This window comes from Rhodomicrobium udaipurense JA643, from assembly GCF_000636015.1.
GTDB classification, from domain to species: Bacteria; Pseudomonadota; Alphaproteobacteria; order Rhizobiales; family Rhodomicrobiaceae; genus Rhodomicrobium; species Rhodomicrobium udaipurense.
In genome coordinates this window covers 1-23,561 of the sequence record NZ_JFZJ01000023.1, presented here as the reverse complement: position 1 = coordinate 23,561, position 23,561 = coordinate 1, and the positions used below count along the sequence as shown (strand labels likewise).

Here is a 23,561-nt window from a genome sequence, read left to right as displayed (position 1 = left end):
TTAACGCTCTCCCGTCACCGTCACCGCCGACTGAATCGAGCTTTTCTCGATAAGCGCCGCGATACCGTCTCTGCGAACCGGCGTCGCGAAGGACGAGGACGGCTGCACGCTTGCGCCGGTGCCGACCGCGCTCCATGGCACGAGCTGCTGCGACGAAATCGGTTCGAGCTTAAGCGTTTTCTTCGCCATCTCCTCGATCCGTTCCGGGCGCGAGAGATAGCTCACCTCGGCGCGCATGAGGGCGAGGAAGTCGCTTTCGTCCTGAAGCGCGGTAATCAGTTCGCGCGCATCGGTTTCGAGCGCGCGCGTCTTGATCTTCAGGTCGTATGTGTAGGCGAACAATCCTACGAGGCAGCCGAAGGCGAGAAGGCAAAATGAACGCATAACGGTGATCCCTGCGCGAGCGTCGCTAGATACTGCACGGGGGCCGTAAATTTTTCGTACAAGGAGGGTTAACAAGCTGCTGCCGCAGAGGAGAGCCGGCCCGCCTGTGGCCGACGCGACGCAGGTCAGGCGGCCGAGCAGGCGCGCCGCATCAACGACTGATCCAGCAACTTTTGCGCGAGCAGCACGGCCGTCGCCGCGCTATCGGCCACGCCGTCCGCACCCACGATATTTGCGTGTTGCGGGCAGTCCTTGAACGCGGCTCCGCCGACCATGATGGTGATCGAAGGATTGCAGGAATGCTGGCGGATCGCCTTGATGGTGTCTTCGATGACGTCGAGACGCGAGTCGCAACTGAGCGAAACGCCCGCGACGGCGAACCATTCCGCATGAACGGCCTTGATCACGGTTTCGGGCGAAGCGCCCGCCTCGGAACGGACATGCCACCCCGCCGCGCGCATGAATTTCTCGACGACCGCGAGCCCGAAGCGATGCTGCTCACCCGGAGCCGTCAGCGTGACGATGCGGCGCATGTCGCCCATGGCGGGGACGCTATGCGTGTCGTTGAACACCGCGAGCAGTTCCTGAAGGCGCGCGACACCGAGCGTCACATCGAGGAAGTCGCAGCGGTCCTCGTCCCACATGCGGCCGAGATGGCGGGCGGCCGGTTCGAGAAGCTCCGTGAAAAGCACATGGAGAGAGAGGCCACGCCGCTTCACGCGCTGGATATAGCTGTGTGCGGCCTGCATGTCCGGCCCGAGCACGAGAAGCGCAAGCTCCTCGATTTCGGCCCGCGTGGGCACAAACGGCTCACAGGCGCAGGGCTTCAGCACGTCGTGGTGGATCTGAAACAGCCGGGGAATGATTTCCTGGGCGATCACGGATGCCAGACGTTTCTGGCGTTCCTGCGCATCGGAAATGGGGGCTGTAGATTTTGTGGAGAGGGCGGCACCTGAGGGATGACCAGACGGAAAAAAAGCAGAACTTGAAAATCGCTCTACGTTCCTCATAACCCGTTCCCCTCCACCTGCCAGTTTTTGGTGACGGTGAAATCACTTTTTAGTGATTACACGACCGTAAAAGCTTTTCGAGCAAGAAACGTCATTTGCGACAATAAGTCTAGCCATCAAATTAAAGGTCGCCAGACAAATGCCGCTTCGACGAGACTCTCTCGCTTAAGCTTGGAACAAGCCCGTAACGCTCGACGAGCGCCCAGACATGCTCCGGTACCATGTTGTGAATGCGTTTCGGCAGTTTCGCGCGAAGATGAAGCACGGTTTCGACCGCTTTCATCTCGACACGCGCGCGGGCGAATTCGAGTCCGCGCGGCCCAACCTTGGGCATGAGCCATCCGGCAATCGGGCGCGCCCAGTTCGGCATGCTGCGCATCGGCAGCCCGCCCGCCGCAAGTTCGGTATTCTTGAGAAAGCCCTTCACTGGGCCGTCACGCTTCCCGGCCGTGCCCGGCTCGGAGAGCGAAACCTCGTCGCCGAGAAGCCGCAGCAATTCCTCGCCCGTCTCGTTGCGCACGATCAGCCATTGCTGGCCTTGCCCGGCCATGTATCCGACCGTGATGTCGGAAAGCGAATTTGTGTAATCGACGCAAGTGCGGCAGGTCAGCGGAAAGAAATCGGCGGGCAGCTTCGAGATGGGCAGCAAGAGGAACGGAATTTCCTTCACCTTGCCGTTTTCAAAGCGCAGTTCGACATGATAATCCGCGCGGAATTCCAGATAGGTAATTGTTTCCGGTTTGTCCGACAGCAGATTCAGGAATGTGTGAAAGTTCTCGGTCGTCGTGTTGTCCGAGCAGGGCGTGCCGATGGCATAGACGCGCTCGAAGCCGAGTTCCTGTTCGATCCCCCGCAGCGCAAAGATCTGGCATGGCACGCCGATGACGGCGATGCGTTTGTGGCCCGCCTCGCGCGCCGGTTCGAGCAGCGCAAGCAGCGGCGCGTATCCCATGCGCATGCCGCGCGCCTTGGCCATGTCTGCGGCGCGGGTGATGAGCGCGGGCTTCGGCCGCCAGCGGTCGACGTCATCCGCGACCATGGTCAGCACCGCGTCGACCGCGCCGGTTTCGAGCAGGCGCTCGCCGATGCGCGTGGTGATGCCGGTCCACTGCGCACCTTCGCGCGGGCGCTTCATCGCCGCGCGGACCATGCGCTTATACGGGCCGAAAAATCGCTCGTCTTCGCGCTGCGGATCGCGGGTGCGGCCATGCACGCGCGCTTCCATTTTCGGATAATCCGGCTTGATGAATTGGCAGGCGCGCCCGCAGCGACGCGGATCGGATGCGCGCGAAACGCCGCAATCGGTGCAGAGATCGCGCGGCAACGCTTCGGCCACTTGGGGCGACCAGACGGTTGGCGTTTCGGCCTCTATCATCGATCAAGCCTGCTTATGCTGTGAGGGCGTCACGAATAGTCGCCCTACCTTGAGATGTCGAGGGAAATTGCGCCGCATGGCTTAACGCCGCGCTCCCTTCTCAATTCATTAAAATGTTTGATACCGGTTCGGCTGAGTCAGCGGGCACAGAGCATGTATCCGGTCATCTTGAACATCCGGAATACAGACATTCAAGTGAGCGCCGCGATCAGTCAGACTCCTTATCTTCCAGCGGCACCAACTTGTCTCAGCCACAATAGCATTCACCGCGCCGTGGCGGCCTACGATCCGAACGAGAGGACATGCCGGCATCCTCATTTAACGGGAGCGTCGAGTAAGCCGTTCTTGAATGCCGGAACCACCAACAACCGCGCCATCGGCACCATTGTCTTCGTACCCGAGTTTGCAAGCGCAGATCCCGTCCTGACGAACCGGATGGTGAGAGTCCGCGACCCAACTTTCGGTAGGCGCGCGCCAACGCGCCGAGCCTGGCCAGTCACTCGCCCGCCGACAGTTTTCGCCGCACGCCCCAACCCGCAAGCACGTCTTCAATCTCGACTGCGACAAAATGCCTAGCTGCCGCCTAGTCATACCCATCATGCAGCAGCGCATCATAATCCGTGAGATTATGGCGCACGAAAGCGACCATCGACAGCCAGGCGGCCGTTTCCGGCGACGCCTTGGAAAGCCCCGTGCTGTCCATCGCATGATCGATTATTGTGTTGAATTCAAAGGAAGAAATTTTTGGAGCGAGCCGCCTCAGCGCGTCTTCGGTCTCTCTTCGCGACGGCATGCGAGCCTCGTCCGGTGGCGAACGTTTCGGCCCTTTTCGCATGAAACGCCCGAAAGTGCACGTGCACCCTTCACAGAATTGACACGCGCATGTAGTATCCGCGTAAGTGTATTGAGCGACGTCGTGCGAGCGTGGCCCCCGACTTAACGGCAATCGTTGAGGTAAGGTGAACGTGACAGCTTTCGCAGCGACCTCTTTAAGGTCACCGCCGGACAGCTTTCCGGCTCTCGTGCTCAACGCGGATTTCCAACCGCTGAGCTACTATCCTCTGTCCCTCTGGAATTGGCAAGAGACGATCAAGGCCGTTTTCCTCGATCGCGTCAACATCGTTTCCTTCTACGACAAGGTCGTCCGCAGCCCGAATGCGGAAATCAGGCTACCCAGCGTCGTTTCGCTGAAAACATTCGTGAAGCCAGCGCTCTATCCGGCATTTACGCGCTTTAATGTCTTCCTGCGCGACAAGTTTCAATGCCAATATTGCGGCTCTCCCCATGATCTCACATTCGACCACGTCATCCCGCGTTCGCGGGGCGGCCAGACGCGCTGGGACAACGTCACCGCCGCCTGCGCGCCATGTAACCTGAAAAAGGGCGGCAAGATGCCCGCCAAGGCGAAGATGTTCCCCGCGCTGAAGCCGTATCGGCCTACGGTCCACGAACTTCATCGCAACGGGCGCTTCTTTCCGCCGAACTATCTGCATCAAAGCTGGCTCGATTACCTGTATTGGGACGTCGAACTGGAACCGTAAGCGCCTCGCGAAGCGCCTCCCAGGCCGCCGAAAGGCGGCCTTTTCGTGTCCGCTCGAACGACGGCGCGTCGATCCACAGCAAACTGTACCTTAACCGGCAGATTCTGCGTGAATACAGCCCGCGCCCTGCGCTCCGTGCTGCCTGCTTCCGCGTCGGTCCGTCTGCCATAAGTATTTCTGATTCGCTAACTCAGGTTTCGCGCCAGTTCCGCCCTCTATCGTGCTCCAACATTTCAGTTGAAGGAGCATTCGAATGACGGGGCGTGCCGTTTTTGTGTTGTTTGTTCTCTCGGCGATGGCGTTTGCGTCGCCGGGGTTTTCACAGGAGCAGCAGACCGAGCCAGCGAGCCCCGTTGAGGTGGCTCTGGAAGGCGGTTCGGCTGCAAGCAGCGAAGACGCCCCGACGTTGAGGAGCCCCCCCTCCGAAGGCAGCCCCGCCGTGGAGGCGCCAGCCGCCCCGGCTCCGCTCACGCCACAGGCCGAGGCATTGCGGAAGGCGCTCCTTGCGCTTCCGGCCGGAGCCGACGACGAGGAGCGCAATGAGCGCGCAGCCCTGTTGTCCTTCTACGAGACTCGACGCTACGCCCCGCTCTGGTTCGCAGCGTCGGGCGTGCCCACTCCCAAAGCCGGGAGCCTCGCTGCGGAAATCGCCCGCGCCGCGGATTATGGCCTCGACCCGCGCGACTTCGCGGTTCCCGCAGGGCTCGATGAGCGCGCGCAAACCGCTGCCACGCGCGTCGGCGATCAGAAGCCGGAAGCCATCGCCTCCGATGAAATCGACATCTCGCGCGCCCTGCTGAAATACGGGCGTTTCGCGCGGGGTGGCCGCATCGCCAACCCATCGGAGCACCTCAGCTCCTATCTCGACAGGCGGCCTCAGCTTCTCAAGCCCGAAGCGATCCTCGACGGCGTCGCCGCCACCGAGGAGCCCGACGCCTATCTGCGCGGCCTTCATCCGCAGCACGTCCAGTTCGAGCGGCTGCGTCAGAAATATCTCGCGCTGCGCGACAAGAAGAAGAGCGCGGAAGCCAAACGCATCCTCGCCAACATGGAGCAGTGGCGCTGGATGCCCGCCGACCTCGGCGACCTCTATGTCTGGAACAACATCCCGGAGTTTACGCAGCGGGTGGTGAAGAATGGCGAGGTGGTCCGCAAGGAACGCATCGTCGCCGGGCAGCTCGACAAGCAGACGCCGGTCTTCACGCGCACGCTGAAGAAGATCACGTTCAAGCCGACCTGGATCGTTCCCGAGTCCATCAAGGTGCGCGAGATCCTGCCGAGCCTTCAGCGCGGCGGCGGTATGATGCAGGAATGGCAGCTTGAGCTTCGCGATAAGGACGGGCGGACGGTCGACTGGCGGCGCATCAACTGGTATCGCACGGACATCCGCATCTTCAACGTGGTGCAGCCCAACGGCGCGAAGAGCGTGATGGGCAAGGTGAAATTCTCCTTCCCGAGCCAGCACACCGTCTTCATGCACGATGCCTATCCGCCCGACAAATGGATGTTCAACAAGGCGCGGCGCACCTACAGCCACGGCTGCATGCGCGTGCAGAACCCCATCGGCCTCGCGGAAATCCTGCTGAAGGAGGACAAGGGGTTTGAAGCGGCGCAGGTTCGCGATGCGGTTCGCACCGGTGGAAACGACAATGAGTTCGACATCGAGCGGCGCATCCCGATCCACATGACCTATTTTACGGCGCTCGTGGGCGATGACGGCAAGCTGCACACCTTCCCCGACGTTTACGGCCACGAGCGGCGCATCACGCTCGCGCTCGAAGGGAAGTGGTCGCAGATATCGCGAGGCAAGGACCACCTCGCACCCGTGGAACTTCAGATGGTTTCCGAGCAGCGCCGCTCCCGCTACGCAGAGGACGACTCGGCCGATGCGCCGCCGCGCGTCTGGCGGAACAATGCGAGCTTCCGAGGCGGCTTCCTCGACTCGCTGTTCGGCCGCTGGTGAGGAAAACAGGCAGGTGAGCGCGGCGGCGAGCGATGAGCTTTCCGCCGCTTAGCGCCCGTTCAGGACATCTGCGATAACGGCGATGAGTTGCGGCGCAAGCGGCCTGTCGGGCTCGGCGTAGGTCTTGAAGTTCGCCGCGCGATCCGATGGCGCGTCTTTCAGAACGTGGTTCATCCCCTCGATAAACACGACCTTGGCATCCGGCCGCGCCTTCGCCAGACGCTCGGCGTCGGCAGTGTCGATCTGGATGTCCGTTGTTCCGTGCACGATCAGGACGCGGCATCGCGTCTTCGCGAGTTCGGCGACCGGATCGAGGCTGAAAAGCGAGATCAGATAGGGCTGCACGCTTGGCCGATACAGTGCCGCAAGCTCCGGCGGAACGGTCTCGATCCGCTCGCCGCGCTGAAGGCTGGCCGCGATTGTCCGCGAGGTTGCGCGAAGCCCGTCCGGCACCCCCGCCCTTTCCAACTGCCGTTCGAGTAATTCCGCAAATGGACGCCCGCCCCGGCGACCAGAACAAGCGTCGTAACATCAGCGCGCTGCGCCGCAAGCGTCGCCACCAAGACGCCCTCGCTATGGCCGAGCACCGCGACCCTGGAAACGCGATCCTGCGCGCGGAGAAAATCAATCCAGCGGACAGCATCTTCGACGTATGTGCCGAAGCGTAAATCGTCCTCACGGAAGGCGGCGGAGCGGCTTTTGCCGATGCCGCGCTTGTCGATGCGCAGCGATGCGATGCCCTGATCCGCCAGACCTGTCGCCAGGAGTTTGAGGCTGTTGTTCGGCATGCCGGGGATGTTGCCGTCGCGGTCGACCGGCCCGGAACCAGGCAGGATGAGAACGGCGGTTGTCCGCTGCTCGCCCTCGGGCAACGTGATGGTGCCGTGAAGCCCGTCAAGCGAAACGTCGCGCTCGGTCCACGCTGACGCTTCCAACGGAAGGAGCGACAGCGCCGCCCCCACGCATAGCGATATCCATTTCACCGGATTGCCCCCCCCCCCGTTGCGTCTGCTCCTAACATTACCGGATCGGCGGTTGGCGGGCACGGGGGAAATTGCGATTTGGCAGGCGTGACTCCGCCGCCGCTGGCGATGCGCTCTCACGGGGCGGCGTTGTTAAGCAGTGGCCGGAGAACCCCGGCCACCCGTCGATTAGCGGTTAGCGACGCTCTTCGCGGCGTTCGTCCCGACGCTCTTCGCGCTGGGCTTTTTTCGCGCCTTCAACCACATCGCCCGTCTTGGCGTCGACCTTCACCTTGGACTTGAGCCCCTGGGGATCAATCACTTCGAGGTCGTAGATCCACTTGCCTCCCTTGCGGTCGATCTCGGCCTCGATCACCTCGCCGACCACCCTGTCTTTGGAAATGACGAGAATATCGGAGAGAGACTTGATGTCTCCCTGCTTGAGGCCCTGGTGGATTTCACTTCGCGAGTCGTCGTCCTTCGCGAAGGCCGTGGGCGAAGCAAGCATCGCCGCTGCGGCGACGACTGAAACGGCAGCGGCAGCAGTTTTGACCGGGTTACGCATTGTTCTTTTCCTCTGGCGTGGATATGACGCCAAATAAAGCATGGCTTAGTTTGGCATCGATCGAGAGATAGTCGAAACGACACGGAACGAAGAAAGCTATTCCCGCATAATTCTTTCATCGCAAGAACAAGACGCTATATTCGCTGCCGTGCGATGAGGGAGAACAGCGCAAGCTTGTGAAAGTTTCCCGTCGCGCCAGCTCTTTAACATTACGCTGACGTCCAAGTTAATAATGGCAAACCCATTTCTGTTGACACCATACGAACGCCCGCTTATGCGTCGTCGCGGGACACTTCCCCCCACCGGGAAGCAACTATCTGAAAGGGTAGACCGCAATGACGGCCTCCAAGCCTGCCGCGCGCCCCAATGTCGCGCATTTCTCCTCCGGCCCCTGCGCCAAGCGCCCCGGCTATTCCCTCGATAATCTCAAAACCGCTGAATTGGGCCGGTCGCACCGTTCCAAGCCGGGCAAGGCCAAGCTGAAGCTCGCGATCGACAAGACGCGCGCGATCCTCGGTGTGCCGCAGGATTACCTCATCGGCATCGTCGCCGCCTCGGATACGGGCGCGTTCGAAATGGCCATGTGGTCCGCTCTCGGCGCGCGCGGTATCGACGTGTTCGCCTGGGAAAGCTTCGGCAAGGACTGGGTCACGGACATCACGAAGCAGCTCAAGCTGAAGGACGTGCGCGTGTTCGACGCGCCCTACGGCGAGCTGCCCGACCTCGGTCAGGCCGACTTCCGCAATGACGTCGTCTTCACCTGGAACGGCACCACCTCCGGCGTCCGCGTTCCGAGCGGTGACTTCATCCCCGACAATCGCGAGGGCCTGACGTTCTGCGACGCCACTTCGGCGGCTTTCGCGCAGGAACTCGACTGGGCGAAGCTCGATGTCGTCACCTTCTCCTGGCAGAAGGTTCTCGGCGGCGAAGCGCAGCACGGCATTCTCATTCTGTCGCCGCGCGCTGTCGAACGCCTCGAAAGCTACACGCCCGCGTGGCCGATGCCGAAGCTCTTCCGCATGACGAAGGGCGGCAAGCTCAACCGCGAGATCTTCGACGGCTCGACGATCAACACGCCCTCCATGCTCTGCGTCGAAGACTATCTCGATGCGCTGAACTGGGCGGAAGGTCTCGGCGGGCTCCCGGCGCTTCAGGCGCGCTCGAACGCGAACTTCAAGGTTCTCGCCGATTGGGTCGAGAAGACGCCGTGGGTGGATTTCCTCGCCAGCGAGCCATCGACGCGCTCCAACACAAGCGTGTGCCTCAAGATCGTCGATCCCGAGATCGCGACGCCCGAGGCTCAAGCCGCTGTCGCCAAGGACATCGCCTCCACGCTTGAAAAGGAAGGCGTTGCGCTGGACATCGGCGCCTATCGCGATGCGCCCGCCGGGCTTCGCATCTGGGCCGGCGCGACCATCGAGGCGTCCGACCTCGAAGCGCTCGTCCCGTGGCTCGACTGGGCTTTCGCCAACGCGAAGGCCAAGGTCGCCGCTTAAGGTTCAACCTCTGTCATGGCCGGGCTCGACCCGGCCATCCAGCGGCGGAACCTCCAGAGCCCGCGACCTGGATTGACGGGGCAAACCCGCGATGACAACCTTGCTTTTGTCTCTGGACGTTTTCAGGAGACACACCCATGACTGCGCCTCGCGTTCTCGTCGCTGACAAGCTTTCCCCCGCCGCCGCCGAAATCTTCAAAAATCGCGGCATCGAAGTCGACACCAAGATCGGCCTCGACAAGGATCAACTCGCCGAAATCATCGGCAATTACGACGGCCTCGCCATCCGCTCCGCCACGAAAGTCACGGAGAAGGTCCTCGCCGCCGCCGAGCGCCTGAAAGTGGTCGGTCGCGCCGGCATCGGCGTAGACAATGTCGACGTGCCCGCCGCCACCGCGCGCGGCGTCATCGTCATGAACACGCCCTTCGGCAATTCCATCACCACCGCCGAGCACGCGATTTCGCTCTTGATGGCGCTCGCCCGCCAGATCCCGGAAGCCGACCGCTCCACGCAGGCCGGCAAGTGGGAAAAGTCGAAGTTCATGGGCGTCGAAGTCACGTCCAAGACGCTCGGCATCATCGGCTGCGGCAACATCGGCTCCATCGTCGCGGACCGTGCGCAGGGCCTCCGCATGAAGGTCATCGCGTTCGATCCGTTCCTCACCGAAGAGCGCGCTCTTGACCTCGGCGTCGAGCGCGTCAGCCTCGAAGAGCTGTTCCGCCGCGCCGACTTCATCACGCTGCACACGCCGCTGACGGAGAAGACGAAGAACATCATCAACGCCCAATCCATCGCGACCATGAAGAAGGGCGTGCGCATCATCAATTGCGCGCGCGGCGGCCTCATCGTCGAACAGGCGCTGGCCGATGCCATCAAGGCGGGCCATGTAGCGGGCGCGGCGCTCGACGTGTTCGAGGTGGAGCCCGTGAAAGAGAACGTGCTGTTCGGGCTGCCGAATGTGATCTCCACGCCGCATCTCGGCGCGAGCACGTCGGAAGCGCAGGAGAATGTCGCGCTTCAGGTGGCCGAGCAGATGGCGGACTACCTCCTCACGGGCGCGATCTCGAACGCCGTGAACTTCCCGTCGATCACGGCGGAAGAAGCGCCGAAGCTGAAGCCGTTCGTGAAGCTCGCCGAACTTCTCGGTTCCTTCGCCGGCCAGCTCACCGAGGCCGCGCCGAACTTCATCCGCCTCGAATATGCGGGCGACGTGGCCGATATGAACACGCGCGCGCTGACCTCGGCGGCGATCTCGGGCGTTCTGCGTCACTTCCTGCACGTCAACATGGTTTCCGGTCCGGCGGTCGCGAAGGAACGCGGCATTCAGGTGGAGGAGACGAAGCGCGGTCAGGAAGGCGCCTACGAAACCTATATTCGCGTGACGCTGAAGACCGAAAAGCAGGAAATCTCCATCGGTGGCACGGTGTTCTCGGATGGCAAGCCGCGCGTCATCCAGATCAACCACGTCCCCATGGACGCCGAGTTCGCGCCGAACATGCTGTTCACGGTCAACGCCGACAAGCCGGGCCACATCGGCGCGCTCGGCACGTTGCTCGGTGACGAGGGCGTGAACATCGCGACGTTCAACCTCGGCCGCGAAGCGCAGGGCGGCAAGGCGATGGCTCTCGTCACCGTCGATGAGCCGGTGAGCGATGCGACCATCCAGAAGGCGTTGGCGCTGCCGCACGTGGTGCGCGCCGCACGTCTCAGCTTCTGACGCCCGCGCCTCCGGGCCAGCCCGCTCAAGCTTTCTTCGAAAAAGCTCCCGCGAACGCAGTTCGCGGGAGCTTTTTTGTGTTCGCGACAGCTCGCATCAGAATCGCGGATTTTCGGCGCCCGGCCCCGGCGATTAGACCAAAGCCCCACTGTGACAAATGGCCCATCCGCGATACAAAAGCAGGTAACGCCGCCACGAGCAAAAGATGGCAGGCGATGGAGGAAACATGATGAAAATCAGGACTTTCGGCGCTGTCGCCGCGCTAGCGCTTGCCCTGACGACGGGGGCCTTCGCCGCCGAACCGATCAAGATCGGGCTTTCAGGGCCGTTTACAGGCGGTTCGTCGTCGATGGGCGTTTCGATGCGAGACGGCGTCAAGCTCGCGGTCGAGGAAGTGAACAAGGCGGGTGGCGTGCTGGGTCGGCCGCTTCAGCTTATCGAGCGCGACGACGAAGCCAAGAACGAGCTTGGCGCGCAGATCGCCCAAGAACTCATCAACAAGGAGAAGGTCGTCGCGACGCTCGGCTTCATCAATACCGGCGTGGCGCTCGCCGCTCAGCGCTTTTATCAGGAAGCCGAAATTCCGGTCATCAACAACGTGGCGACTGGCACGGTCATCACGAACCAGTTCAAGAAGCCCGATTACGACACCAACTACGTGTTCCGCACCTCCGCCTACGATTCCATTCAGGCGGGCATGATGGCGGAAGAGGCGGTCAAGGGCCGCGGCTACAAGAAAATCGCAATCCTCGCGGACTCCACGAATTATGGCCAGCTCGGTCGCGAAGACCTTGAGAAGGCGCTCGAAAAGCTCGGCGTGAAGCCAGTCGCGGTCGAAAAGTTCAACATCAAGGATGTGGACATGACGGCGCAACTCCTTCGCGCGAAGGAAGCGGGCGCTGAAGCGCTGCTGTGTTACGGCATCGGCCCGGAACTTGCGCAGATCGCGAACGGCCGCGCCAAGCTCGGCTGGAACGTGCCGATGATTACATCGTGGCCGTCTTCCATGCAGAGCTTCATCGACATCGCGGGCGCGAATGGCAACGGCGTAATGATGCCGCAGACCTTCATCGAGGACAAGACGCTGCCGAAGCGCGCCGCTTTCCTCGAAGCTTATTACAAGACCTTTGGTGTGACGAAGATCCCGACGCCTGTCGCGGGTGCGCAAGGTTATGACTCCGTGCTGCTTCTGGCTGCTGCGATCAAACAGGCCGGTTCCACGGACGGCCCGGCGATCCGCGCTGCCCTCGAAGACCTGAAGGAGAAGGTGGAAGGCGTCGTCACGACGTACGAAAAGCCGTTCAGCGAGACGGATCACAACGCGATCTCCGCAAACATTCCGGTGTTCGGCATGGTGAAGGACGGCAAGATCGTCTATGCGCGCGGGGAAGACGCAAAGAATTCAGGCGTCGTGCGGAAGAAGGAAAAGGCGACGAATTAGTCATGGCGCGAGGGCGGGTCTTCCCGCCCTCTTCTGTTTCGCGCCTTCGAATGAAGCCCCGCACCGCCAATCCCGCAAGGCGACATGATGGACTGGATTTCGACACTTCTCCAAGCGCCGACGACCTCTATCTTCTGGCAACTCGTGGCGAGCGGCGTCGCCGTAGGCATGATCTACGCGACCATCGCTTTCGGCTATCAGCTGACCTTCGCGACATCGAAAACGCTGAACTTCGGGCAAGGCGAGGCGCTCATGCTCGGCGCGATGCTCGGGCTGACGCTGTTGCCGTATCTCGGCTACTGGCTGATGCTGCCGGTGATCCTCATCTTCGGCATGGCCCAAGGCGCGGTGGTGGAGCGCCTCGGCGTGCGGCCCGCCATCGAGACGAAGTCCGAGTTCGGCTGGATCATGGCCACCATCGCGCTCGGCATCATCTTCCGCAACATGGCGGAAAACATCTGGGGTCGCGACGATCTGAAATTCCCGTCGCCGCTGCCTGAAACCGCCATCGAACTTGGCACGGTCCGTATCCTGCCCGCAGAAATCATGGTGGTCGTCGGCGCGCTCCTGATGATGGCTGCGGTGGAGACGTTCAATCGCCGCTCGATCTACGGCAAGGCGTTTGTCGCAACTTCGAACGACATCGACGCGGCGGGCCTCATGGGCATCGACACGCGGCGCGTCATCACCATGAGCTACGCCATGAGTTCGATGACGGCGGCTTTCGCGGGCGTCCTCGTCGCGCCGGTGACGCTGACGGGCGCAACAATGGGCGCGGTGCTGGCGCTGAAGGCGTTCGCGGTGGCGATCATCGGCGGGCTCGACTCGGCGCTCGGCGCGATCGTCGGCGGCATCCTCCTCGGCGTGATCGAAACGCTGACGGGCTATTACGTCTCGACCGGCTACAAGGACGTGCCGGGCCTGATCCTCGTTCTCATCGTGCTCGCGATCCGCCCGGCAGGGCTGTTCGGCCGCCGCACCATCAAGAAGGTCTGATCGATGGCGCGCGCTCTTCCCTTCATCGGTGCGGGACTTCTGGCCATCGGGCTGTTCGCCTTCCCCTTCCTCGCCGGGCAAAATTCTTATTACATCCACCTCGTTCAGATGATGGCGATCTACGCTATCCTGATCCTCGGGCTCGATATCGTGGTGGGCTACACGGGGCAGGTAAGCCTCGGCCATGCCGGACTGTTCGGCATCGGGGCCTATGGCGCGGCGGTGATCTTCCACCATTTCGGGATGGGAGTGTGGCCGGGGCTTCTCGTCGGCGTCATCGTGACGGGCATCTTCGGCGCGGTGCTCGCTGTGCCCGCGCTCCGCGTGATAGGCCCGTACCTCGCCATGGTGACGCTCGCTTTCGGCACCATCATCCAGATCGTCATCAACGAATGGACGGGCCTCACGAATGGCCCGCTCGGCGTGACACTACCGCCGCCGCGCGTGGTGGACTTCGCGGACTGGCGCTCATTCTGGCAGAGCACGCTCGGCCTCAAGGCGGCGGAATTCCAGCGCCTCGAATTCTATTATCTCTGCGTGCTGCTGATGCTCGTGGCGATCCTCGTGGTGAACCGCGTTGTGCGCTCGCAATATGGCCGCGCCTTCGAAGCGCTGCGCGACAGCCCCATCGCCTGCGACTGCATGGGCGTCAGTGTCTACCGCTACAAGGTCTACGCGTTCGTGGTGTCGGCGGCGCTGGCGGGGCTCGCGGGCGCGCTGTTCTCCTGGTCGGAGCGCTATGTCTCGCCGAACACCTACAATTTCGAGCTGTCGATCCTGTTTCTGCTGGCGGTGATCCTCGGCGGGAGAAAGTCGCGCGCGGGGCCGCTCATCGGCGCTTTCATCATCGTGTATCTGCCGAACGTGCTGTCCGACATCGAACTCGTGCGCATCATGGCGGGGATGATCGCCGCCGCCGCGCTGGTGGCGCTCGGCATCATCGCGCTTCGCAGTCGCGAAAAGCTCGTTCGCGCGCTGCCGCCGGTTATCCTGTGCCTGGCGTTCCTGCCGCTGACGCTGAACGTCAACAACGTCACCGACTATCGCCTCACGATCTTCGGCCTGATGATCCTCTTCGTGGTCTTCTATCTCCCTGACGGTGTGATGGGCTTCCTGCGCGAGGTCTTCCCCGTGCTGAAGCCGCGCCACGTCACCGCCGCGCAGCCCGCCGTCGCGAGTGCGATCTTCGCGGACAGGGGGCTAGCCGACGCGAAGACGCTGCTTCGTGTGGAAAGCGTGGTGATGCAGTTCGGCGGCCTGAAGGCGCTGGATTCGGTGAAACTCGCCATCGCGCCGGGAACGATCCACGGTCTCATCGGCCCGAACGGCTCCGGCAAGAGCACGATGATGAACGTGCTGACGGGCATCTACCGGCCAACCGCCGGCGCCGTTTACCTCTCGCAGCACCGGATCGACGGGCTGACGCCGAGCGAGATCGCGGGCAAGGGCATCGCGCGCACCTTCCAGAACGTGCAGCTTTTCGGTGAGATGACCGCAATCGAGAACGTGCTCGTCGGGCTGCATCACACCTTCCGAAGCACGCTGATGGATGCGGTGTTGCGCACGCCGCGCCGCGCCCGGGAGGAGGCCGAAGCGCGCGCCCGCGCCATGGCGATCCTCGATTTCATGGGCCTCGGCCAGTTCGCGGGCACCGAGGCGCGCAACCTCCCTTACGGCAAGCAGCGCATGCTGGAGATCGCCCGCGCACTGGCGCTCGATCCGTCGCTTCTGCTGCTCGACGAACCGGCGGCGGGCCTTTCCGCGCCCGACATCGCCGAACTTGTGGAGATCATCCGCAAGATCCGGGGGCATGGCATCACGCTGATCCTGATCGAGCATCACATGGACGTGGTCATGGGCCTTTGCGACACGGTTTCGGTGCTCGATTTCGGGCAGAAGATCGCCGAAGGGCCGCCCGCGAAGGTTCAAAACGACCCGCGCGTGATCGAGGCATATCTTGGCGGCACGGTCGCCGAAGCTGCGGAGTAGGCGATGCTCAAGGTTCAGGATCTGAAGGCCGGATATGGACGCGTCGAGGTGCTGCACGGCCTCAGCTTTCACGTGCCGAAGGGCGAACTCGTCACGCTGATCGGCTCGAACGGCGCGGGCAAGACGACGACGCTGCGCGCGATTTCCGGCATGCTTCGCCCGCAATCCGGCGCGATCCTGCTCGGTGACGCGGACATCGCCGGACTGCCAAGTCATCAGGTCGCGCGCCGTGGCCTCGCGCATTCGCCGGAGGGACGCCGCATATTTCCGTCGCTGTCGGTGGAGGACAATCTCCGTCTCGGCGCGTTCGTTCGGCTCACGGGCGTGCGCGAAAAGGGCGACGTGGAAGCCGACTTCGACCGCATGTACGATCTCTTCCCGCGCCTCAAGGAGCGCCGCGCGCAGCAGGCTGGCACGTTATCGGGTGGTGAGCAGCAGATGCTGGCCATGGGCCGCGCGCTGATGTCCCGCCCGGAGATCCTCTTGCTCGATGAGCCGTCGATGGGTCTTGCGCCGCGTCTCGTGGAGGGGGTGTTCGACACCATCCGCCGCCTGAAGGAAGAACACGTGACGATGCTCCTCGTCGAGCAGTTCGCCGCCATGGCGCTCGATGTGGCTGACCACGCCTATGTGCTGGAAAACGGGCGTATCCGTTTCCAGGGCGCGGCGAAAAGCCTCAGGAACGATCCGGCTGTGCGCTCGGCGTACCTCGGCGGCCATTAGCTAAACCGATTCATAAGCTTACGACAGGCTTTGCTTCGGCGCAGCGGCCCGCCGCCAGCTGCGGTGTGCGCAATTGCTCCGTGTACCGCTTGACGTGTACAGAAATTAATCTGACATTACGTCAACAGCGTACCTCAGCGACCGCAATGCCAACTCCAACCCCTGAGGCCATCGTGCAGGACACATTAGGCGACACAAATAGCGACGCTTAAAAGGAGTGCAGCCATGAATGGCGGCTTCATAGACATTGGCCAAAACGTCAAGTTGAGACGAGAACCCTTACAAATATTGCAAGCAAATTTGACGGATATCGAAATCGAGCTGCTGGCTTACCGGCTCCGTTTCGCACCGGAACGCGGCGATCGAGTGGAAGGAACCGTACTCCAGCAAATCGAATTTCCAGTCAAGAAACGGTCGCTGCAAAGCTGGTTCGTCGTCTATCTCGCGGACAAGTCATTCAGCGAGATATTCATCATCAGCATCTCGCCCCAGCCGCTGATACTTGTCGATGCTCCCGGCGGCACCTTGCGCTTCAACGAAGTCATCATGAGAATCGGCGAAGCCGCGATAAGGTTATTCATGAGGGCGTAATCGACGGATAGACCTTGTGCAGTATTGGCATTATGTGCTGCCTGCAATGGCAGCAAATAGCACCTTGCATGCCATGATGATCGCGCGCGAATGCGAGTAAGGAGGTTTGTCATGAACAATAATATATTCCATCATGCGTCTGATGGCGATAGCAATGCCGCCGAACTGCCGCCGAACTGCCGCCGAACTGCCGCCGATGCCGTTTTTTTATTGACATCTACCTGGCTAGGCGACTATTGTGTTCGAAAGCCGGGTAGCGCTCTCTCGTTCTTCGATGTGAAATGTAAACGTCCCGACCAGACTATGGAGCACATTCGATGACCGAGAATATGAGCATCGGTGAAATTCCGCTTCCCCATGAGCATGTCGTAGAAGATGTCTACTCTACGCTTGAAGCGATTGAGCAGTACTTTAGGGACAAGCTTGTCGGAGGCGATGGCGAGTCGCTTTCCGCCTCGGTCAAGAAAGCCGATTTCGGCGTGCGTGTTCGTCAGCTGAGGGACACGCTGGGTCTCTCGCAGGCGGAGTTTGCGAGCCGCTACGGCCTTGATCTTTCGACGTTGCGCGGCTGGGAACAGGGTCGCCGCATGCCTGACAAGGCCAATCGAACCCTCATCGAAGCCATAGAGGTCAGCCCTGGCCTCATGGCGAATATCATCGCCAAGACGCAGGCCCGGAGCGAGGTTTTTGCGAACTTGTAGCGTTGTCTTGATTCGCGCCACCCGATTGGCGGGGCGTCTGCCTGTTTCATCGCATTGTTAATGACTTCCAGGCCGGACTCGTTTCGAGGAACGAGTGCCGGCCTTGATTCGTTTCCGATCATGAACGCGGAACGCGGGGCTTGCCCCATCCGGACTCGACTTTTTGCCTATATTGCCCTGCACACAAAAAAGGATCATGCTGCGCTGCAACCAAAGAAAAAACCTGCGGGTTGCCGCTTACAGGAGCAGAATATGAGTGAGGTGATTGCGTTCAAGCAATCCACGTCCTCCACTTCCGGGGAGGGCTTGAAGGATCTCTACGAAGTTGGCGAAATCCCGCCGCTCGGCCATGTCCCGGAAAAGATGTATGCGTGGGCGATCCGCCGCGAGCGCCATGGGCCGCCGGAAGACGCCATGCAGATGGAAGTGGTGCCGACGTGGCAGCTCGACAGCCACGACGTGCTCATTCTGGTCATGGCTGCGGGCGTGAATTACAACGGCGTGTGGGCCGCGCTCGGCACCCCGATTTCCACGTTCGACGTGCACAAAGCCCCGTTCCATGTCGCCGGTTCGGACGCGGCTGGCATCGTCTGGGCCGTCGGCTCAAAGGTGAAGCGCTGGAAGGTCGGCGACGAAGTCGTTGTGCACTGCAACCAGGACGACGGCGACGACGAGGAATGCAACGGCGGCGACCCGATGTTCTCGCCGTCCCAGCGCATCTGGGGCTACGAGACGCCGGACGGCAGCTTCTCGCAATTCGCCCGCGTTCAGGATCGCCAGCTCATGGCGCGCCCGAAGCACCTCACCTGGGAAGAAAGCGCGTGCTATACGCTGACGCTCGCCACCGCGTACCGCATGCTGTTCGGCCATCGCCCGCACGTGCTGCGCCCGGGACATAATGTGCTCGTCTGGGGCGCGTCCGGCGGCCTTGGCTCGTTCGCGGTGCAGCTCTGCGCGGCATCCGGCGCGAACGCGATCGGCGTTGTGTCCGAGGACGACAAGCGCGACTTCGTCATGCAGCTTGGCGCGAAGGGCACGATCAACCGCAAGGACTTCAAGTGCTGGGGCCAGATGCCCAAGGTCAACACGCCCGAATATGCGGAGTGGTTCAAGGAAACCCGCAAATTCGGCGCGGCGATCTGGGAGCATACCGGCAAAGGCAACAACGTCGACTTCGTCTTCGAGCATCCGGGCGAATCCACGATCCCGGTTTCCGTCTTCGTCGTGAAGCGCGGCGGCATGGTCGTGATCTGCGCGGGCACGACCGGTTATAACCTCACGCTCGACGCGCGTTATCTCTGGATGCACCAGAAGCGCTTGCAGGGTTCGCACTTCGCCAATCTGTTGCAGGCGAGCCAGGCTAACAAACTTATGATTGAGCGGCGAATTGACCCGTGCATGAGTGAAGTTTTTCCGTGGACCGATATACCGAAAGCGCATATGCGCATGTGGAAGAACGAGCATCGGCCGGGTAATATGGCGGTACTCGTCAGCGCTCCGCATACGGGTTTGCGTACATTCGAGGATGCGATTGAGGCATCCAAAGCGCGGTTCGGTTGACGACCCGGCTTCGTTCTGACTCCGAGTCCACGGAAAAAGAACTGGAGCCAGACATGACGCGAGCATCCGACGACCTACAAAAGGCGTTGAGCGGTCTTAAAGCGGCCGCTTGCGCCGAGCTTGGAGCGCAGGCCGACACGGCCGCGCGCGCCATCCACGATCTTGCCGACGCGGTGGGCGCTGATATCGCGAACGCCAGCGACGGCTCGCCGTCGAGCTTTGCGTCGGCGCTCGAACTTGCGCGTCTCGCCATCGAACTCGACTTGCAGGGCAACGCCTTTTATTCCGCGTCGAAAAAGCTCGACGCGGTGCGCGCTTTCCTGCCCGCTTCAGGTGAAGCGGTGACTGCGGCCGAGCCGGCGACTGCGGACGAACCTCAGCCCGCGCCGGTCGCCGAGGCCTCCGCTCCGTTCGTGGCCGCCGATGCTGAACCCGCGCAAGACGGGGAGGAGCCATCGTCGAGCGCCGCCGAAGAGACTGCGCCCGCAGAACAGGCGACCAGCGAGGAGAGCGTCGTCGAAGCCGTTTCCGCTCCGGCTGATGTCGAGGCGGCGGAACCCGTACCCGTCGAACCCGCACCCGAATCGCAGCCTGAAACCGCGAGCGAACAGGCCGCCGAAGCGCTAGCCGCCGCCGTGGCGCAGGTTGCGCCCGATGAGGTCGCGGTCGCAAGCTGGAAGCCGCTGCCGGAGGGGCCGAGCTTCGATGCACTCTCTGCCGCTTCAAAGACGCGCGTCGAAGAGGTGGCGAAGAGCCATGGCATTGAAACCGTGCATCATCACGAAGCGCCCGCTCATCTTCACGAAAACGTAGCCGCAGCAGCAGAACCGGCGTCCGCGCCCGCGCCTGAGGATTCCGCGCCAGAACCGCGCGGTGTCAGCTTCGACGATCTCGCCGCAGAGGCGAAGGAGCGCGTCGAAGAGGTGGCGGCGGATTATGGGATCGAAACCGTCCATCATCACGAAGCACCCGCGCATCTCCACGAAAACGTAGCCGCAGCTGAAGAACCCGCGCCCCAGCCCGAGGCTTCCGCGCCCGAACCGCGCGGTGTCAGCTTCGACGATCTCGCCGCAGAGGCGAAAGAGCGCGTCGAAGAGGTGGCGGCGGATCATGGGATCGAGACCGTTCACCATCACGAAGCACCCGCGCATCTCCACGACAACGCGGTGATCTCGCAGGACAACGAGCCGCAAAGCTCCGAAGCGGCACAGGCCTACGAACCGGCCGCAGACCCGAGCATCGAGGGTGTCCTTCAGGGCGGCGGCGACGCGCTGGGCGAGGCTCATGCGCGGGTCGAGGAAATCGCGGATCGCCTCGAAAGCGCTTCGGCGGAGGCAAGCCAACCCGAGGCGCCTGCCGAGCCTGCGGAGACGCCCGCAGCGGTCGAGCCGGAAGTTTCCGTGGTGGCCGAGGAACCGCAACAGGAGCCGATTGCCGCAGAGGCCGCGCCGGAAGCTGAGCCTGCTGAGCAGCCGGGGGACGCTCAGCCGGAGGCGGCCGAAGCCGCAGCCGCCGAATCGATCTCGGCGCGTGACGTAGCCGAGGCGACGCACGATCTTGGCTCTCCAGCCGAAGCGGCATCCGAGCCGGTCCAGGAATATGGTTCGCGCGAAACGCGGGCGGAGCCGCAGCCGGTGCCGGTCTTCGCGGCCACGCAGCCATCGGACGTGGCCGAGCCCGCCCAACCGCAGGAAGCCGCGCCAAGTCAATCCCAAGCAGCTGCGGAGCCGCAACCCGTTCCGGTCTACGAGGCCGCGCAGTCGCGGGAGCCCGTTCAAGAGCAGCCGCAGGAGCCTGCTTCCGCGAAACCCGCCGAGCGGCAATCGAAACCTCAGGCACAGAAGACGCTGTTCAGCCTGTGGCTCGACATGGTCTTCGGCAAGAAGAAATAGGCGGTACCGAGCAACCACCCGGGGAAGCTTCAGCACTTTCCCGGGTTCCAATTCGCTTCACCGTTCGAACCTCCGCAACGCGTGATCTGGCGGCGAGAGGGCGGCGTCTTAACTTGCGGCGGTCGGAGGGCATTGCGGCGATGCGACTCGCCGGTGCCGATGCTGTTGCCCGCGCCACCGCCGCGCCGATAAATGCGCCCCAACGCAGACGCAGCGCGCGTTTCGTCACGCGGACCCACCCACTTCGCTCGCACCTTTTAACCCACTGGTTCGAAGCGACTATCCGGCCCGCCCCACCTCCGCGGTTTGCCGGCAATCGAATTCTCGGCGCGCCGCGCATGGCGGGTATAAACTTAAGCGCAATTGTGCATCTGCGAAAACGCGCCAATGTGGGGTTGAATTCCAAGAACCGCATGAAAGGATAAGGCCGATGAGCCTGTCTTCCGCACCCGTTGTGGCTCCGGACCTGCTTCAGCTCTGCGATGAGGCCGCCGCCAACGCCGACCGTTTGCTTGCCCGTGCCACCGACAATATCCGTGCCCGCGTCACCGAGGACGGCAAGCTGTCCAACGCGCTGATCGAACGCGAGCAGCACGCCGCGCACGGCCTCGCATGGCTCGCGACCTACGCCCAGGCGCTGCGTCAGATGGCGGCTTACGCCCACCGCCTCACCGAGGAGGGCCGCTTCGGCGAGACGGAAGCGCTGCTTACGCAGATCGGCGTCGGTGAATATGCGGCGCAGATCCTCGGCGGCATCCCGATGAGCCAGACCGAGATCATCCGCTTCCACGATCTCGATCTCGAACCGGCCGACAGCGAAGCCTTCGCAACGCCCGCCGTCGTGGCCCTCATCCGGGCGAACTCGACGCAAGCCCGCGCGCGGCTCGTCGAACTCGTCGAGCAGGCGCAGGGCACCGGCCATTTCGGCGACGGCGGCCTCGACGACACGCTCGAAGCCATGCGCGAGGAAATGCGCCGCTTCGTGGAAGCCGAGGTGAAGCCCTTCGCGCACGAATGGCATCTCAAGAACGAATATATCCCGCTCGAAACCATCGACAAGATGAACGAGCTTGGCGTGTTCGGCCTCACCATCCCGGAGGAATTTGGCGGCCTCGGTCTTGGCAAGGAGGCGATGTGCGTCGTCTCGGAAGAGCTGTCGCGCGGTTATATCGGCGTCGGCTCGCTCGGCACGCGCTCGGAGATCGCGGCTGAACTGATCCTCGGCGGCGGCACGCAGGAGCAGAAGGAAGAGTGGCTGCCGAAGCTGGCCAGCGGCGAAGTGCTGCCGACGGCGGTCTTCACCGAGCCGAACACCGGCTCCGACCTCGCTTCGCTCAAGACGCGCGCGGTGCGCGACGGCGACGTTTACAAGATCACCGGCCAGAAGACGTGGATCACGCACCCCGTCCGCGCCGATCTCATGACGGTGCTGACGCGCACCAACCCGGCGGAACCCGGCTACAAGGGCCTGACGATGTTCCTCGCGGAGAAGCCGCGCGGCACGGACGCAAACCCGTTCCCGGCCGTGGGCATGTCGGGCGGCGAGATCGAAGTGCTCGGCTATCGCGGCATGAAGGAATACGAGCTTTCGTTCGACGAATTCGAGGTGCCTGTGTCCGGCCTGCTCGGCGGCGAGGAAGGCCAGGGCTTCAAGCAGCTCATGCAGACGTTCGAATCCGCGCGCGTGCAGACGGCGGCCCGCGCGGTCGGCGTGGCGCAGTCGGCGATGGACCTCGCGCTGCGTTATGCGACGGAGCGCGTGCAGTTCGGCAAGACGCTCATCAAATTCCCGCGCGTCTCCGACAAGATCGCGATGATGGCCGCCGAAACGATGATCGCGCGCCAGCTCACCTATTTCGCCGCGCGCGAGAAGGACGGCGGCCGTCGCTGCGACCTCGAAGCGGGCATGGCGAAGCTGCTCGGTGCGCGCGTGGCGTGGGCGGCGGCGGACAACGCGTTGCAGATCCATGGCGGCAATGGCTTCGCGCTCGAATATCCGGTGAGCCGCGTGCTGTGCGACGCGCGCATCCTGAACATTTTCGAGGGTGCGGCGGAGATTCAGGCTCAGGTTATCGCGCGCCGCCTGCTCGAACAGCGGAACTGACGCACGGCGGCTTCCGCCCGCCTATACGTTGCTTTCAGCAGCCCCGGGGCCTCTCGTCTCCGGGGCTTTTTCTTTGCGCCATGCGGAGGTGGAACGTGTCGTCGCCCTGCGCTTCGCGCCGCAATCAACTGCGTTCAAACAGCGCGGCTCATCGACTGTCACGTTCCTGTAACGCGCCGGGCGCTTGCTTTTCAGCGGTGGCCAGCACGCGTCCATATGGTAGCGTTGACTAAGCCGCCATACCTCAATTCTCGCCGCCAGCGTAAGCTTATGCCAAGCGGCCTCGTCATCGAGAGTGTGCATGCTCCTTCCAAACCTTGGCACACCAGTCTTTCATACCGTCTCGATTGCCGATCTTCGGCCTACGCAAATGACCGTCGGGCAACGGGAGGTCGAAAGCCGCGCCGCCCGGCTTGAGATGATGGGGCGGGACGAGCGCAACCGATATCTGGTCAAGCATGCCATCCCGGTCGTGAAGGGGCCGAAAGGGCGGCTTTTTGCGATTGACCGTCACCATTTGCTCGCGGCGCTTCTTATGGCGGGCGCGCGG

21 protein-coding genes are annotated in these 23,561 nt (G+C 62.6%); 14 read left to right on the top strand and 7 right to left on the bottom strand.

Annotated elements, in window-relative coordinates; all coding sequences use genetic code 11:
* From ftsL to T281_RS05640, 4 genes are all read right to left on the bottom strand, one after another.
* On the bottom strand, positions 1 to 384 hold the full coding sequence (gene ftsL, locus T281_RS05655; protein WP_155955115.1) for a cell division protein FtsL: 384 nt from the start codon (positions 382 to 384) through the stop codon (positions 1 to 3).
* Positions 385 to 509: 125 nt separating this feature from the next.
* Positions 510 to 1,265 (bottom strand): cobalamin B12-binding domain-containing protein, encoded by a 756-nt coding sequence (locus tag T281_RS05650; RefSeq protein WP_052037101.1) that lies wholly within the window; start codon positions 1,263 to 1,265, stop codon positions 510 to 512.
* Between the two features lie 250 nt (positions 1,266 to 1,515).
* Entirely contained in the window at positions 1,516 to 2,769 is a 1,254-nt protein-coding gene (locus T281_RS05645) for a Coenzyme F420 hydrogenase/dehydrogenase, beta subunit C-terminal domain (protein ID WP_037235515.1), read from the bottom strand.
* A gap of 583 nt (positions 2,770 to 3,352) precedes the next feature.
* Positions 3,353 to 3,562 (bottom strand): DUF2293 domain-containing protein, encoded by a 210-nt coding sequence (locus tag T281_RS05640; protein WP_338053296.1) that lies wholly within the window; start codon positions 3,560 to 3,562, stop codon positions 3,353 to 3,355.
* 172 nt (positions 3,563 to 3,734) lie between these two features.
* On the opposite strand from T281_RS05640, the gene T281_RS05635 reads away from it, so the two are divergent.
* Positions 3,735 to 4,310 (top strand): HNH endonuclease, encoded by a 576-nt coding sequence (locus T281_RS05635; protein ID WP_013420526.1) that lies wholly within the window; start codon positions 3,735 to 3,737, stop codon positions 4,308 to 4,310.
* A gap of 253 nt (positions 4,311 to 4,563) precedes the next feature.
* Positions 4,564 to 6,273 (top strand): L,D-transpeptidase scaffold domain-containing protein, encoded by a 1,710-nt coding sequence (locus T281_RS05630; RefSeq protein ID WP_037235512.1) that lies wholly within the window; start codon positions 4,564 to 4,566, stop codon positions 6,271 to 6,273.
* A 48-nt stretch (positions 6,274 to 6,321) separates the two neighbouring features.
* On the opposite strand, the gene T281_RS19500 is transcribed toward T281_RS05630, so the two are convergent.
* The 3 genes from T281_RS19500 to T281_RS05620 all read right to left on the bottom strand — a co-directional run bounded on the left by T281_RS19500 (position 6,322) and on the right by T281_RS05620 (position 7,800).
* Positions 6,322 to 6,618: an alpha/beta fold hydrolase gene (locus T281_RS19500; protein WP_245269163.1), complete on the bottom strand. Its 297-nt coding sequence runs from the start codon at positions 6,616 to 6,618 to the stop codon at positions 6,322 to 6,324.
* Positions 6,603 to 7,256: an alpha/beta hydrolase gene (locus T281_RS05625; RefSeq protein ID WP_245269162.1), complete on the bottom strand. Its 654-nt coding sequence runs from the start codon at positions 7,254 to 7,256 to the stop codon at positions 6,603 to 6,605. Before T281_RS05625 ends, T281_RS19500 begins: the two co-directional genes overlap by 16 nt.
* A gap of 175 nt (positions 7,257 to 7,431) precedes the next feature.
* Positions 7,432 to 7,800 carry a PepSY domain-containing protein gene (locus tag T281_RS05620; protein WP_037235509.1) on the bottom strand — a complete coding sequence of 123 codons (369 nt, stop codon included), beginning with the start codon at positions 7,798 to 7,800 and terminating at the stop codon, positions 7,432 to 7,434.
* Positions 7,801 to 8,135: 335 nt separating this feature from the next.
* Here T281_RS05620 and T281_RS05615 point away from each other — a divergent pair, with 335 nt between their 5' ends.
* The 12 genes from T281_RS05615 to T281_RS05555 form a co-directional block, all read left to right on the top strand.
* Positions 8,136 to 9,296, top strand: coding sequence for a phosphoserine transaminase (locus T281_RS05615; RefSeq protein ID WP_037235506.1), 1,161 nt, complete (start codon positions 8,136 to 8,138; stop codon positions 9,294 to 9,296).
* Between the two features lie 137 nt (positions 9,297 to 9,433).
* Positions 9,434 to 11,014, top strand: a complete 1,581-nt coding sequence (gene serA, locus T281_RS05610) for a phosphoglycerate dehydrogenase (protein ID WP_037235503.1) — start codon at positions 9,434 to 9,436, stop codon at positions 11,012 to 11,014.
* A gap of 226 nt (positions 11,015 to 11,240) precedes the next feature.
* A complete protein-coding gene (locus T281_RS05605; protein ID WP_155955114.1) occupies positions 11,241 to 12,455 on the top strand; it encodes an ABC transporter substrate-binding protein in 1,215 nt (404 codons plus the stop codon).
* An 87-nt stretch (positions 12,456 to 12,542) separates the two neighbouring features.
* Complete coding sequence (locus T281_RS05600) at positions 12,543 to 13,451, top strand: branched-chain amino acid ABC transporter permease (RefSeq protein ID WP_052037100.1); 909 nt, start codon at positions 12,543 to 12,545, stop codon at positions 13,449 to 13,451.
* A 3-nt stretch (positions 13,452 to 13,454) separates the two neighbouring features.
* Positions 13,455 to 15,440, top strand: coding sequence for a branched-chain amino acid ABC transporter ATP-binding protein/permease (locus tag T281_RS05595; RefSeq protein ID WP_037235500.1), 1,986 nt, complete (start codon positions 13,455 to 13,457; stop codon positions 15,438 to 15,440).
* Between the two features lie 3 nt (positions 15,441 to 15,443).
* Positions 15,444 to 16,163 carry an ABC transporter ATP-binding protein gene (locus T281_RS05590; protein ID WP_037235498.1) on the top strand — a complete coding sequence of 240 codons (720 nt, stop codon included), beginning with the start codon at positions 15,444 to 15,446 and terminating at the stop codon, positions 16,161 to 16,163.
* Between the two features lie 225 nt (positions 16,164 to 16,388).
* On the top strand, positions 16,389 to 16,754 hold the full coding sequence (locus T281_RS05585; RefSeq protein WP_155955113.1) for a hypothetical protein: 366 nt from the start codon (positions 16,389 to 16,391) through the stop codon (positions 16,752 to 16,754).
* 317 nt (positions 16,755 to 17,071) lie between these two features.
* A complete protein-coding gene (locus T281_RS17470) occupies positions 17,072 to 17,455 on the top strand; it encodes a helix-turn-helix domain-containing protein (protein WP_052037099.1) in 384 nt (127 codons plus the stop codon).
* Positions 17,456 to 17,707: 252 nt separating this feature from the next.
* Complete coding sequence (ccrA, locus tag T281_RS05575) at positions 17,708 to 19,015, top strand: crotonyl-CoA carboxylase/reductase (RefSeq protein WP_013420537.1); 1,308 nt, start codon at positions 17,708 to 17,710, stop codon at positions 19,013 to 19,015.
* 53 nt (positions 19,016 to 19,068) lie between these two features.
* Complete coding sequence (locus T281_RS05570) at positions 19,069 to 20,907, top strand: hypothetical protein (RefSeq protein WP_155955112.1); 1,839 nt, start codon at positions 19,069 to 19,071, stop codon at positions 20,905 to 20,907.
* Positions 20,908 to 21,337: 430 nt separating this feature from the next.
* A complete protein-coding gene (locus T281_RS05560) occupies positions 21,338 to 23,011 on the top strand; it encodes an acyl-CoA dehydrogenase family protein (protein ID WP_037235484.1) in 1,674 nt (557 codons plus the stop codon).
* Between the two features lie 301 nt (positions 23,012 to 23,312).
* Positions 23,313 to 23,561 (top strand): ParB-like protein (locus tag T281_RS05555; RefSeq protein ID WP_037235539.1); only part of this gene is annotated, 249 nt, incomplete at its 3' end.